Origin of the sequence: Agrococcus carbonis (assembly GCF_900104705.1) — a bacterium.
In the GTDB taxonomy this organism is placed as follows: Bacteria; Actinomycetota; Actinomycetes; order Actinomycetales; family Microbacteriaceae; genus Agrococcus; species Agrococcus carbonis.
On record NZ_LT629734.1, the window covers coordinates 300,458 to 314,030 of the forward strand.

At 72.7% G+C, this 13,573-nt stretch carries 12 protein-coding genes; 4 read left to right on the forward strand and 8 right to left on the reverse strand.

The features are described from left to right. Nucleotides 1-3: 3 nt before the first annotated feature. Entirely contained in the window at nt 4-1,569 is a 1,566-nt protein-coding gene (locus BLT67_RS01485; protein WP_092665220.1) for a class I SAM-dependent methyltransferase, read from the forward strand. Here the strand turns inward: BLT67_RS01485 and BLT67_RS01490 are convergent. The 7 genes from BLT67_RS01490 to dut form a co-directional block, all read right to left on the reverse strand. Then, nucleotides 1,566-2,363, reverse strand: a complete 798-nt coding sequence (locus BLT67_RS01490) for an ADP-dependent NAD(P)H-hydrate dehydratase (protein WP_092665223.1) — start codon at nt 2,361-2,363, stop codon at nt 1,566-1,568. The genes BLT67_RS01485 and BLT67_RS01490 overlap by 4 nt on opposite strands. Then, nucleotides 2,360-2,755 carry a hypothetical protein gene (locus tag BLT67_RS01495; protein WP_092665227.1) on the reverse strand — a complete coding sequence of 132 codons (396 nt, stop codon included), beginning with the start codon at nt 2,753-2,755 and terminating at the stop codon, nt 2,360-2,362. Before BLT67_RS01495 ends, BLT67_RS01490 begins: the two co-directional genes overlap by 4 nt. 64 nt (nt 2,756-2,819) lie before the next feature. Further along, nucleotides 2,820-4,787 (reverse strand): 1-deoxy-D-xylulose-5-phosphate synthase, encoded by a 1,968-nt coding sequence (gene dxs / locus BLT67_RS01500; protein ID WP_092665230.1) that lies wholly within the window; start codon nt 4,785-4,787, stop codon nt 2,820-2,822. A 101-nt stretch (nt 4,788-4,888) separates the two neighbouring features. Beyond that, on the reverse strand, nt 4,889-7,705 hold the full coding sequence (gene acnA, locus BLT67_RS01505) for an aconitate hydratase AcnA (protein WP_092665233.1): 2,817 nt from the start codon (nt 7,703-7,705) through the stop codon (nt 4,889-4,891). A 107-nt stretch (nt 7,706-7,812) separates the two neighbouring features. Next, a complete protein-coding gene (locus tag BLT67_RS01510) occupies nt 7,813-8,586 on the reverse strand; it encodes a DUF3159 domain-containing protein (protein WP_092665236.1) in 774 nt (257 codons plus the stop codon). After that, a complete protein-coding gene (locus BLT67_RS01515) occupies nt 8,583-9,194 on the reverse strand; it encodes a DUF3710 domain-containing protein (protein WP_092665239.1) in 612 nt (203 codons plus the stop codon). Before BLT67_RS01515 ends, BLT67_RS01510 begins: the two co-directional genes overlap by 4 nt. Continuing rightward, complete coding sequence (dut, locus tag BLT67_RS01520; RefSeq protein ID WP_092665242.1) at nt 9,191-9,643, reverse strand: dUTP diphosphatase; 453 nt, start codon at nt 9,641-9,643, stop codon at nt 9,191-9,193. Before dut ends, BLT67_RS01515 begins: the two co-directional genes overlap by 4 nt. A gap of 69 nt (nt 9,644-9,712) precedes the next feature. Here dut and BLT67_RS01525 point away from each other — a divergent pair, with 69 nt between their 5' ends. Beyond that, nucleotides 9,713-10,168 carry a DUF3093 domain-containing protein gene (locus BLT67_RS01525; RefSeq protein WP_092665245.1) on the forward strand — a complete coding sequence of 152 codons (456 nt, stop codon included), beginning with the start codon at nt 9,713-9,715 and terminating at the stop codon, nt 10,166-10,168. A 129-nt stretch (nt 10,169-10,297) separates the two neighbouring features. Here the strand turns inward: BLT67_RS01525 and BLT67_RS01530 are convergent, their stop codons facing one another. Continuing rightward, entirely contained in the window at nt 10,298-10,582 is a 285-nt protein-coding gene (locus BLT67_RS01530) for a DUF4193 domain-containing protein (RefSeq protein ID WP_092665248.1), read from the reverse strand. A gap of 236 nt (nt 10,583-10,818) precedes the next feature. Between BLT67_RS01530 and sepH the strand changes: the two genes are divergently transcribed. Beyond that, nucleotides 10,819-12,033 carry a septation protein SepH gene (gene sepH, locus BLT67_RS01535; RefSeq protein WP_092665251.1) on the forward strand — a complete coding sequence of 405 codons (1,215 nt, stop codon included), beginning with the start codon at nt 10,819-10,821 and terminating at the stop codon, nt 12,031-12,033. Between the two features lie 142 nt (nt 12,034-12,175). Beyond that, on the forward strand, nt 12,176-13,543 hold the full coding sequence (locus tag BLT67_RS01540; protein ID WP_092665254.1) for an MFS transporter: 1,368 nt from the start codon (nt 12,176-12,178) through the stop codon (nt 13,541-13,543). The last annotated feature ends 30 nt before the right edge of the window (nt 13,544-13,573 follow it).

Genomic DNA, 13,573 nt, shown 5'->3' on the forward strand with positions numbered 1-13,573 from the left:
GGGATGGACTCCGCCCGTGTCGACGCCCTCGCCCATGACCTCGCAGCCGCGGGGTTCACGGACGAGGGCGTCGGCGCGCTGCTCGGCGACGACGCGCACGCCGCGCTCGGGCGCATGCTCGCCGCGCCCGCGAGGCGGGCTGCGCTCGCCGCGCCTGGGCCGCTCGCGACGCTCGTGCGCGCGCTGTGGCTCGGCGACGCGGTCGAGCCCGACGAGCTCGCGGATGCGCTGCCGTCGCTCGGCGTCGAGGGCGCGGTCGCTCTCGGCCTCGTCGCGCGCCGCGACGGCCGACTCGAGCCCCGCATGACGATCCGCCCGCATCGCTGGCGCGACGCGGGCGGCGAGGGCGAGTGGTGGATCGCGAGCGACCCGGATGAGCTCGCCGGCGTGCGCCCGCTGCCGGACGACCACGTGCTCGGGGTGGGCGGCGCCGCACGCACGCTCGCCGCGCTGCTGCCGCCCGTCACGGACGCTCCTGCGGGCGACGCGCTCGACCTCGGCACCGGATGCGGGGTGCTGGCCCTGCACCTCCGGCGCCGGGCCGCGCGCGTGGTCGCGACCGACGTCTCCGAGCGCGCGCTCGCCTACACGCGGCTCAACGCCGCGCTCAACGGCGTCGACGGCATCGAGACTCGGCTCGGCTCGCTCTACGAGCCCGTCGCGGACGAGCGCTTCGACCTCGTCGCATCCAACCCCCCGTTCGTCATCACGCCCCGCGCCGAGGGCGTGCCCGCCTACGCGTACCGCGACGGCGGCCGCACGGGCGATGCGCTCATGCACGAGGTCGTCGCGGGCGCGGCTGCCCACCTGCGCCCCGGCGGGCACGCGCGGCTGCTCGGCAACTGGGAGTCGACGCGCGACGAGCCGGGCATCGGGCGCGCCCTCGGATGGGCGAGCGGCGAGCTCGACGCGTGGGTGCTCGAGCGCGAGTCGCTCGATCCGGTCGCCTACGCCGAGCTGTGGCTGCGCGACGGCGGCACGCTGCCTCGCGATCCCGCGCACGACGGGATGCTGGGCGCGTGGCTCGACGACTTCGGCGCGCGCGGCGTGGTCTCGGTCGGCATGGGCTGGCTCGCCCTGCGGCGTCCGCACGGCACGCCGTCGCTCGCGCGAGCCGAGCGCATCCCCCAGCCCGTGCAGCTCGAGCACGCGGGCGCCCATCTCGCCGCCGCGCTCGAGGACGCCGAGCGGCTCGCCGCGCTCGACGACGCGGCGCTCGCCGAGCAGTGCCTCGTGACCGCGCGCGACGTCACCGAGGCGCGCCACCAGCTGCCCGGGGCCGACGGCCCGAACGTCATCGAGCTGCGGCAGGGCGGTGCGCTCGCGCGCACGCTCTCGGTCGACACCGCGCTCGCGGCGCTCGTCGGCGCGAGCGACGGCGAGCTGCCCGTCAGGCGCCTCGTGAGCGCGATCGCGCAGCTGCTCGAGGTCGACGAGCGCGCGCTCGCCGACGACCTGCTCCCCCGCGTGCGGGAGCTCGTGCGCACGGCCTTCCTGCTCCTGCCCGCCGACGCGATCGACGCACACACGGCCGGCAGCGCCGCGGCGGAGGAGGCCGCCGACCGCTAGTCCGCGCGCGCCGCCGCGACCGCCTCCGGGAGCCGCTCGGCGACGTCGAGCGCTGTCACCGACCGGCCGCCCTGGGCGGCGAGGGCGGCCGCGGCGCCGTGCAGACGCACCGCGAGGGCGGCCATCGACGCGAGCGCTCCGGGGTCCGCCGCCTCGCGCGCGCTGCCGGCGACGACGGCACCGAGCACGCCCGCGAGCACGTCGCCCGTACCGGCGGTCGCGAGGCGATGCGTCGGCGGATGCACCGTCGTCAGGGCGCCGGCCGGCGTCGCGACGAACGTCGGCACGCCCTTCGCGACGACGATCGCGTCGAGCGCGCGAGCCGCCTCCCCCGCGGCCGCATCCCGGTCGCCGAGCGCATCCCGCTCGCGGCCGAGGATGCGGGCGAGCTCGCCCTCATGCGGCGTCACGACCGCGGGACCCTCGTGTCCCGGCACGAGGTCGAGCGCTCCGGCGTCCACGACGGCCGGGCGGCCGCCGCCGAGGCACGCGCGCAGCAGTGCCCGCAGCGCCTCGTCGCGCTCGCGCGCGTCCTGCCCCGAGCCGAGCACCCACGCGTCGACACCCTCGGGCGGCTCGTCGAGCGCGTGGCACACCGTCTCGGGGCGCCGCGCGAGCACGAGGTCCTGCACGCGCCGCGGGGCCCAGAGCCGCACCGTGCCGACGCCCGTGCGCCACGCCGCCTCCACGCCGAGCACCGCCGCGCCGGGATAGCGCACCGACCCCGTCACGACGCCCAGGACGCCCATCGATCGCTTGTCGTCGTCAGGCCCAGGCGCGCGCAGCCACGTCATGCGGCCAGCGTACGCGGCGCCTCCGGCTCGAGCGGCCCGACGCCGTCCCGATGCGCGAGCAGCACGCCGTCGAGCGGCAGCGCCTGCTCGCGCGCGGCGCGCACGGCGGCGTCGCGCCACGCCCAGTCATCCGGTGTCGGCGCGGCGCTGCCGGAGCGCTCGAGCACGACGACGATCGACGTCCCCGGCTCGGCCACGAGCGCGAGGATCCGCCGCAGCGCGAGCACGGCGTAGGCGTCGGGCGTGACGGGCGTGCCATCGATCTGCTGCAGCTGGGGCTGCAGGACGCCGACGTCGTCCATCAGGAAGATCCACAGGCGGCGCACGATGCCGTGCTGCACGAGCGCGGCGACCTCGCCGAGCGAGCCGGGGAGAGCGGGGGTGTCGTCCATGGGCGCGAGCCAACCGCATCCCGTGCGGTGGCCGCTCCCCGGCGTCGGCCGCCTGTGGAGAGCCTCAGTCGGCGCTCGGCTGCGGGGCGGGCTCGCCCGGGTGCTCGATGCGCACCTCGTGCTCGCCGGGCAGCTGCCGGGCGACCGGCAGGCGACCGGTGCCGAGCACCTGGTGCACGATGTTGCGCGCGATCGTCTGGGCAGAGAGGCCGGCGTCCTCGAGGATCTCGCCGCGATCGGCGTGGTCGATGAACGCATCCGGCAGGCCCAGCTCGTCGACGGGCGTGTCGACGCCCGCCGCGCGCAGCTCCTGCCGCACGCGCGTGCCGATGCCGCCGACGCGCACGCCGTCCTCGAGGGTGATGACGATGCGGTGCTCGCGCGCGAGGTCGATGATCGAGTCGGCCACGGGCACGACCCAGCGGGGGTCGACGACCGTCACGCCGATCCCCTGCGCCTGCACGCGCTCCGCGACGTCGACGCCGAGGTGCGCGAACGATCCGATCGCGATGATGAGCACGTCGCGCCGCTCGGCCTCGACGAGCACGTCGACGCCGTCGTCGGTGCGGTGCAGCGCATCGAGCTGCGGCGGCACGGAGCCCTTCGGGTAGCGGATGACCGTGGGCGCGTCGTCGACGAGCACGGCCTCGCGCAGCTCCTCCTCGAGGCGAGCGGCGTCGCGCGGCGCGGCGAGGCGGATGCCGGGCACGAACTGGAGGAGCGCGAGATCCCACATGCCGTGGTGGCTCGGCCCGTCGGGGCCGGTGACGCCGGCGCGGTCGAGGACGAAGGTCACGCCCGCCTTGTGGAGCGCGACGTCCATGAGCACCTGGTCGAAGGCGCGGTTCATGAAGGTCGCGTAGATCGCGACGACCGGGTGCAGGCCGCCGTACGCGAGACCTGCCGCGGTCGTGACCGCGTGCTGCTCGGCGATGCCGACGTCGAGCACGCGCGTGGCGTCGAGCGCCGCGAGCCGGTCGAGTCCGGTGGGCCGCAGCATCGCAGCCGTGATGCCGACGATGCGGCGGTCGTCGCGGGCGATCCGCACGAGCTCGTCGGCGAACACCGACGTCCAGGCCGGCCGGCCTGCGCTCGCGATCGACTCCCCCGTCTCCGGGTCGATCTGGCCGACGGCGTGGAACTGGTCGGCCTCGTCGTTGATCGCCGGGTCGAAGCCCTGCCCCTTCTGGGTGATCGCGTGCACGATGACCGGCGCGCCGAAGTCGCGCGCCTGCGTCAGCGCCTCCTCGAGCGCGTCGAGGTCGTGGCCGTCGATCGGCCCGAGGTACTTGATGTCGAGGTTGGAGTACAGCACCTCGTTGTTGACGAAGCGCGTCAGGAAGCCGTGGGTCGCGCCCCGCACCCCGCGGTAGAGCGCGCGGCCCGGGCGCCCGAAGCGGGAGAACACGCGCTCGGAGGTGCCGCGCAGCGTCGTGTAGGAGCGCTGCGTGCGCACGCCGTTGAGGAAGCGCGCCATGCCGCCGATCGTCGGCGCGTACGAGCGGCCGTTGTCGTTGACGACGATGACGAGCCTGCGTCGGTTGTCGTCGGAGATGTTGTTGAGCGCCTCCCACGTCATGCCGCCCGTGAGCGCGCCGTCGCCGACGACCGCGACGACGCTGCGGTCGTGCTGCCCGGTGAGGTCGAAGGCCCGGCTGATGCCGTCGGCCCAGGACAGCGACGAGGACGCATGGCTCGACTCGACGATGTCGTGCTCGCTCTCGGCGCGCTGCGGGTAGCCGGCGAGGCCCCCCTTGCGGCGCAGACGCGAGAAGTCCTGGCGCCCGGTGAGCAGCTTGTGCACGTAGGACTGATGGCCGGTGTCGAACACGAACGCGTCGCGCGGCGATCGGAAGACCCGATGCATCGCCATCGTCAGCTCGACCACGCCGAGGTTGGGGCCGAGGTGGCCGCCCGTGCGGGCGACCTCGCGGATGAGGAAGGACCGGATCTCGGCGGCGAGGCGCTGCAGGTCGGCCTTCGACAGCCGGTCGAGGTCGCGCGGGCCCGTGATCTGCTCGAGGATCGCCATAACCCGTCCATCGTAGCCCGCGCACGCATCCGCGGCCCTGTGTCCGCGCCGCACGCCGACGGCCCCGCCTCTCGAGGAGACGGGGCCGTCGGGCACGCGGGTCAGACCAGCGAGCGCAGCACGTACTGCAGGATGCCGCCGTTGCGGTAGTAGTCGGCCTCGCCCGGGGTGTCGATGCGCACGACGGCGTCGAACTCGACCGTCTGCTTGCCCTCGGGGCTGTGCGCGGTCGGCTCGGCGACGACGTGGACCGTCTTGGGCGTGCGGCCCTCGTTGAGCTCCTCGAGGCCCGTGATCGAGATCGACTCGGTGCCGTCGAGGCCGAGCGACGCCCACGACTCGCCCGCGGGGAACTGCAGCGGCACGACGCCCATGCCGATGAGGTTGGAGCGGTGGATGCGCTCGAACGACTCGGTGATGACCGCCTTGACGCCCAGCAGGTTCGTGCCCTTCGCGGCCCAGTCACGGCTCGAGCCCGAGCCGTACTCCTTGCCGCCGAGCACGACGAGCGGGGTGCCCTGCGCCTGGTAGTTGACGGATGCGTCGTAGATCGACGTCTGCTCGCCCGCCTCGGTCGTGAAGTCGCGCGTGAAGCCGCCCTCGACGCCGTCGAGCAGCTGGTTCTTCAGGCGGATGTTCGCGAACGTGCCGCGGATCATGACCTCGTGGTTGCCGCGGCGCGAGCCGTAGGAGTTGAAGTCCTTGCGCTCGACGCCGTGCTCGGTGAGGTACCGGCCGGCGGGGCTGTCGGCCTTGATCGCGCCCGCGGGCGAGATGTGGTCGGTCGTGACCGAGTCGCCCAGCGCAGCGAGCACGCGCGCACCCTGGATGTCGGTGACCGGCGTCAGCTCCATCGTCATGCCCTCGAAGTACGGGGGCTTCCGCACGTAGGTCGACTGCTCGTCCCACTCGAAGACGTCGCCGTCGGGCGTCGGCAGGCTCTGCCAGCGCTCGTCCCCGTCGAAGACGGCGGCGTACTGCTTCGTGAACATCTCGGTGTCGATCGACGAGTCGATCGTCGCCTGCACCTCGTCGGCCGAGGGCCAGATGTCGGCGAGGAAGACGTCCTGACCGTCCTTGCCCTTGCCGAGCGGCTGGTTCTCGAAGTCGAAGTCCATCGTGCCGGCGAGCGCGTAGGCGATCACGAGCGGCGGCGACGCGAGGTAGTTCATCTTCACGTCGGGGTTGATGCGGCCCTCGAAGTTGCGGTTGCCCGAGAGCACCGCGGTCACGGCGAGGTCGTGCTCGTTGACCGCTGCCGAGACCTCCTCGATGAGGGGGCCCGAGTTGCCGATGCACGTCGTGCAGCCGTAGCCGACCGTGTAGAAGCCGAGCTCGTCGAGGTCCTTCGTGAGCCCCGACTTGTCGTAGTAGTCGGTGACGACCTTCGAGCCGGGCGCGAGCGTGGTCTTGACCCACGGCTTCGCCTTGAGGCCCTTCTCGATCGCCTTGCGGGCGAGCAGGCCCGCCGCGAGCATGACCGAGGGGTTCGACGTGTTGGTGCACGACGTGATCGCGGCGATCGTCACCGCACCGTTGTCGAGCGTGTAGGACTCGCCCTCGGGCGTCGAGACCGTGACCGGCTTCGAGAACTCGGTCGGACCGCCGCCGTTGATGTGGACCTCGCGGGTGTCGTCCTCCTCCTCGCCGGGCACGGTGCCGGGGTCGGATGCGGGGAACGAGTGCTTCGACTCGAGGTCGACGATGTCGTGGCTCGTCGAGGGCGTCGCGTAGTTGGCGATGTCGCTCGCGAACTGCTCCTTCGCGCGCGAGAGCTCGATGCGGTCCTGCGGGCGCTTCGGGCCGGCGATCGACGGCACGACGGTGCCGAGGTCGAGCTCCATGTACTCGGAGAAGACCGGCTCGACCGACGGGTCGTGCCACAGGCCCTGCTCCTTCGAGTAGGCCTCGACGAGCGCGACCTGCTGCTCGTCGCGCCCGGTGAAGCGCAGGTAGTCGAGCGTGACGTCGTCGATCGGGAAGATCGCGGCCGTCGAGCCGAACTCGGGGCTCATGTTGCCGATCGTGGCGCGGTTGGCGAGCGGCACCGCGCCCACGCCGGTGCCGTAGAACTCGACGAACTTGCCGACCACGCCGTGCTTGCGCAGCATGTCGGTGATCGTGAGCACGACGTCGGTCGCGGTGACGCCCGTGGCGATCTCGCCGGTGAGCTTGAAGCCCACGACGCGCGGGATGAGCATCGAGACGGGCTGGCCGAGCATGGCCGCCTCCGCCTCGATGCCGCCGACGCCCCAGCCGAGCACGCCGAGGCCGTTGACCATCGTCGTGTGCGAGTCGGTGCCGACGACCGTGTCGGGGTAGGCGGTGAGCTCGCCGTCGAACTCGCGCGAGTACGTGACCTTCGCGAGGTTCTCGATGTTGACCTGGTGAACGATGCCGGTGCCCGGGGGCACGACCTTGAAGTCGTCGAAGGCCGTCTGGCCCCAGCGGAGGAACTGGTAGCGCTCGCCGTTGCGCTGGTACTCGATCTCGACGTTGCGCTCGAACGCGTCGGCGCTGCCGAAGAGGTCGGCGATGACCGAGTGGTCGATGACGAGCTCGGCCGGCGCGAGCGGGTTGATCTTCGTCGGGTCGCCGCCGAGCTCGGCGACGGCCTCGCGCATCGTGGCGAGGTCCACGATGCAGGGCACGCCGGTGAAGTCCTGCATGACGACGCGGGCCGGCGTGAACTGGATCTCGACGTTCGGCTCCGCGTTCGCATCCCACGAGCCGAGCGCCTCGATCTGCTGCCTCGTGACGTTCGCGCCGTCCTCGGTGCGGAGCAGGTTCTCCAGCAGCACCTTGAGGCTGAACGGCAGGCGCTCGTGCCCCGCCACCTTGTCGATCCGGTAGAGCGTGTAGTCGGTGCCTCCGACCGACAGCGAGCTCTTGCTGTCGAAGCTGTTCGGGTTCGCCATCGTGACTCCTCTGTGTCTCACGGGATGCGCTGGCTGCGCCTCGAGTGTATGCCTCGGGTCATCGCCGTGGGGCGGCCCGGGCCAAGATATCTTGACGTCAAGATACCTTAGCGCGCTTCGTCCTCCGGCGCTGCATCACGCGTGTCGCCGTCGTGCTCGGTGAGCACGGTGCGCACCATGAGCCACGTGACCCACAGGGCCGCGAGGTAGAGCGGCACGCCCATGACGAGCTTGGCCGCCGCGAGCAGCTCGATCGATCCCGGCACGTCCGCCTCGGCCGCGAGGTAGAGCGGCACCTGCACGGCGAGGCGCGCGCCGATGACGAGCAGCCACAGCACGGTGCCGCGCCACGCGACCGCTCGCTTGGCGCGCTCGGTGCGCCACGCGTACGGGGTCGCGGTGAGCGCCCCCGCGATCACGCCGACGAGCGGGCGCCGCATGAGCATGCTGACCACGAGCACGACGATGACGACCGCGTTGACCGTGAAGCCCCAGAGGAAGTTGTCCTCGCCCTGCCCCGTGATGAGCGCGACGGCCGCCGAGATGCCGACGCCGATGAGGCCCGCGAACGCCAGCACCGGCTGCCCTTTCTGCAGCACGCGCCACGCGACGAAGCCGATCGAGACGACGAGGGGGACGAGCACGGAGACGAGCACGCTCTTCGTCGTGGCGTAGAGCACGAGGAAGAGGATGCCGGGCAGCAGCGACTCGATGAGCCCCCGCGCGCCGCCCATCGCCTCGAGCAGCGCGTGCGGCGACGGCTTCGCGGCGGGGTCGAGGCGGCCGAGCTTCGAGCTGCGGATCGCGTCGCCCACCTGCTCCGAGAACGACGGCTCCGCGGGCCCCTGCTCGGGCCCCTGCGGGCTGCCCGGCTCGCTCACGCCGACTTCGGTGCGCGCAGCGGGATGAGCTCGCGGGGCGGCATGGGGTCGCTGCCGCGGCAGACGACGGTCGAGCGGAAGAGCTCGATCGCCGCGGCGGCCCGGTCGTCGTCGACCGCGGCGCGCCCGCCGATGAGGCCCTGGAGCATCCAGCGCGGCCCGTCGACGCCGATGATGCGCACCGCGCGCGGGGCGCCGTCGGGACCGGACTGCAGTCGCGCGCGGAGCTCGGGCCCGAGCAGGCCCTCAGCCTCGTCGACCGCCGCGCCCTGGCGCTCGAGCTGCGCGCGCAGCACCGAGCGGACGGGCGCCCAGATGCCCTCGCTGCGAGGTGCCGCGAACGGCTGCAGCTGCACGGTCGACCCGTCGTGCTCGAGGGTGACGGCGACGATCCGCTTGGTCTTCTCCTCGACCTCGAGCCGCATCTGCATGCCGGGCCGCGGCACGATGCGCAGGCCGCCGAGATCGACGTACGGGCGCACGGGCGCCTCCGACTCGTCGAGCGGGCCGACCTCGGGGCGGTCGGCGGGCGCGCTCTTGGGGACGAGCTCCTCGTCGTCCTGCGGCAGCTCCTGCTCGGGCTCCTGCCCGGCGGTGACGTCGGTCATCGTGCGATCCCCTCCGGCGCCGCGCTGTGGCCGGTCGATCCGTGCCCGCGCTCGCCTCGATCCGATCCCGGCAGGCGCTCCACCTCGATGAAGCGGACGCGCTCGACGCGCTGCACCACGAGCTGGGCGATGCGGTCGCCGACCTCGATGCGGTGCGGCTCGCTGCCGGTGTTGAGCAGGTTGACCTTGATCTCGCCGCGGTAGCCCGCGTCGACGGTGCCGGGCGCGTTCACGATCGTGATCCCGTGCTTGTGCGCGAGGCCGCTGCGCGGGTGCACGAAGGCGGCGTAGCCGTCGGGCAGCGCGATCGCGACGCCGGTACCCACGAGGGCGCGCGCGCCCGGCGCGAGCACGACGCTCTCGGCGGCGTGCATGTCGGCACCGGCGTCGCCCGGGTGCGCGTAGGCGGGCACCGGTGCTCCGGTGATGAGGACTTCGACCTGCTCCATCGCACCCGAGGCTATCCGAGGCTCGGGCGCCCGGCGAACACTCGTCGGCGGACGCGGGATGATGGGGACATGGAATCCGCCCCCTCGTACCGCGAGCGGCTCGTGCCGCCGTGGTGGCTGCCCGTCGTCCTGCTGCTCATCGTGCCGGCGACCCTGCTGGTCTTCCTGCCCGTGAGCATCGGAGTTGGGATCGCGGTGGCGATCGTCCTCTACGGCGGCATCGTGGCCGCGCTGCTCATCGGCGCTCCGGTGCTCGAGGTGCGCGCGGGCGAGCTGCGCGCCGGCCGCGCGCACATCGACGTCGACGACCTCGGCGAGCCGGTCGCGCTCGACGGCGATGCGGCGAGGGCCGCGCTGCGCGCAGGCTGGGATCCCGCGGATCACCACGTGATCTCGCCCTGGACCCGCGCGGTCGTGCGCGTCGCGGTCACCGACGAGCAGGACCCGACGCCCGCGTGGGTGGTCAGCACCCGCAGGCCGCGGGAGCTCGCGGCAGCGATCACCGCGGCGCAGCGCTCGCGCTAGGGCGGCGCTCGCCCGTCGGCTGACGACTCGTCGGCGGGCGCGCTGAGCGGGCCGGTTCAGGCGACGACGGCTCTGGTCGCGACGGCTCGGGTCGTGGAGCTCAGGCCGGCCGGGTCTTGCCCGTCCGCGTCAGGCGCACTCGCGGCAGATCGGCCCGAGCTTCGTCTCGTGGTCGAACTGCAGGCGGTCCTTCACCAGGAAGCAGCTCACGCAGGTGAACTCGTGCTCCTGCGGCGGCAGCACGACGACGTCGAGCTCGACGTCGGCCAGGTCGGCGGCGGAGAGGTCGAAGCTGCCGGGGTTGTCGGCGTCGTCGTCCGTCGCGACGCTCTTCGACGGCACTCGCTCCTTCAGCGCCTCGATCGACTCGTTCTCGTCGTCGGTCTTGCGCGGGGCGTCGTAATCGGTGGCCATCAGGGCATTCCTTGCTGGGGGGTGGTGGGGCGGCGTCGGCGCACATTCTGCACGAATCCGGCATCCGGGGCAAATCAGATATCTGGCGGGGCGTGCTCCTTGACCGCGGCGGTCGGCACCGACAGGCGGTGCTTCCGACGGAACGCACGGCGCGCCCGCTCCATTCCCGAGCCCGGCCGGAGCTGCGTGGGATGCTGACGACCCATCCAGATCACGCCAGGAAGGACCGACGAATCATGCAGCAGCTGAGCGTCATCGGCGTCGAGGACGACGTGCTCATCCTCGAGTCGGAGTCCGGCGAGCGCTTCCGCGTGCGCGTCGACGACCTGCCCGAGCACCGCAAGCCGCCGGCGGCCATCCCGCACCGCGAGCGCAAGGCGACGCCGCGCGAGATCCAGGCGCTGATCCGTGGCGGCATGACCGCCGAGGAGGTCGCGTCCTCGACCGGCGAGGAGCTCGCGTACGTCGAGCGATTCGAGGGACCGGTCGTCGCGGAGCGCGATCACGTGCTCGACTCCGCGCTGTCGATCCCGGTCGCCTCCGGCGACATCGACCCGCTCGCGGGCGAGACGACCTTCGGCGCGGCGATCGACGAGCGCCTGGACGACCTGCGGGCATCCGACCGCGCGTGGGCCGCCTGGAAGGACGCCGACGGCGGCGCGTGGACGGTGCGGCTGCGCTTCACCACCGAGGCGATCCAGCACGAGGCCGTCTGGGGCTACGAGCCCAAGAAGGCGACGCTGACGCCGCGAGGCAAGGAGGCGACCTCGCTGAGCCAGACGGGGGACGCGACGAGCGTCCTCGTGCCCCGACTGCGCGCGATCGACCGCCAGTCGCGCCCCGATGCCGCCGCGAAGGCGCCGGACGCATCGCCCGCCACCGATGCCGGCGGCGCTCCCCCGATCTCGCAGCGCGCCGAGCTGCCCTCCCACGACGCCGCGCGCGACACCGGCCGCTTCGACTCGGATGCGTTCCGCATCCAGCGCGGCGCCGTGCGGTCGACGCCGGCACCGGTCGAGCCCGGGATGGGGCTCGAGGAGGCGGTCGCCTCGGCGGCGGTGCCCGAGCACGCGCCGAGCGCCCGGCCGGAGCCGACGAAGGCCGACAACCCGTGGCTGCGGCGGCGAGGCGGCGAGGTCGGGAGCCAGCCCGAGAACGTGCAGGCCGCCGCGATCAACCGGCCGGCCGCCGCCGCGCAGCCCAACCACACCGCCGAGCTGCTCGACGCGCTCCGCCGCCGCCGCAGCGAGCGCGAGGCGGCGCTGCGCAGCGCCGAGCACGACCCGTCGCCCGTGGACGCCGCACCGGAGCCCGCGATCGAGCCGCTCGAGCACGAGCAGCCCCAGCGGCCGCAGCGCGCGACCGGCCCCGTCGGCGGGCGAAAGCGCGGCTCGCGTGCCGCCATGCCGAGCTGGGACGAGATCGTCTTCGGGTCCCGCACCGACGACTGAACCGCATCCGCACGCATGACGGAGGGCGCCCCGCGGGGGCGCCCTCCGTCGTCGCGCCACGCCGCACGCCGTGCGCACCTGAACCGATCGTCATGTTATGTTGCCCGTCGGCACAGTCCCGTGCACCTACGAGGAGGTAGGCATGACCCAGTCCGTCACAGACACGTCGCGCGACAATTCGCGCCAGGGGCTCGGAAAGGTCGTCACTGCGGCGATGGCGGGCACCGTCGTCGAGTGGTACGAGTTCTTCCTGTACGCCACGGCGTCGACGATCGTCTTCAACATCATCATGTTCCCGCCGAGCGACGACCCGTACGCCGGCATCATCAACGCGTTCCTCATCTACGGCGTCGGCTTCGTCGCGCGCCCGCTCGGCGGCATCGTCTTCGGCCACTTCGGCGACAAGTTCGGCCGCAAGAAGCTGCTGCAGTTCGCCATCATCCTCGTCGGCGTCGCGACGTTCCTGATGGGCTGCCTGCCCACCTTCGACGTCATCGGCTACTGGGCTCCGGCGCTGCTCGTGATCCTGCGCTTCTTCCAGGGCTTCGCGGTCGGCGGCGAGTGGGGCGGCGGCGTGCTGCTCGTCGCTGAGCACTCCCCCAACAAGGAGCGCGGCTTCTGGTCGTCGTGGCCGCAGGCCGCGGTGCCGGCGGGCAACCTGCTCGCGACCGTCGTGCTGCTCGTGCTGCAGTGGGTGCTCTCGGAGGAGCAGTTCCTCGGCTGGGGCTGGCGCATCGCGTTCTGGCTCTCGGTCGTCATCGTCGCGGTCGGCTACTACATCCGCACGCGCATCGAGGACGCTCCGATCTTCCAGGAGGTCCGCGAGGAGGTCGCGCAGTCGAAGTCGCAGGGCTACGGCGTGCTCGAGGTGCTCAAGCGCTACCCCAAGGGCGTGCTGACGGCCATGGGCCTGCGCTTCGCCGAGAACATCCTCTACTACCTCGTCGTGACGTTCTCGATCGTCTACCTGCGCGAGTTCCTGGAGTACGACGTCGCCCGCATCCTGGGCCTCCTGGCGATCGCGCACGTCGCGCACTTCATCTTCGTGCCGATCGTGGGCCGCTTCGTCGACACCGTGGGCCGCAAGCGCGTCTACATGGTCGGCGCGATCCTCGGCGCGACGTGGGGCTTCATCGCCTTCCCGATGTACCAGTCCGGGAACGACTTCGTCATCCTCGGCGGCATCATCCTGGGCCTCGCGTTCCACTCGCTCATGTACGCCGGCCAGCCGGCCATCATGGCCGAGCTGTTCCCGACCCGCATGCGCTACTCGGGCGTCTCGCTCGGCTACCAGGTGACGTCGATCGTCGCGGGCTCGCTCGCGCCGGTCATCGCGACCGCGCTGCTGCGCGAGTTCGACTCGCACGTGCCGGTCGCCGTGTACCTCGTGGTCGCGTGCGCGATCACGCTCGTGGCGGTCTTCGCCCTGAAGGAGACCAAGGGCATCTCGCTGCACGACGTGGACGACGAGGACCGTCGCCGCATCGCGAGCGAGAAGGGCACCGCCTGATCCACGGATCGACCCCTGAGCGGGCGGGCG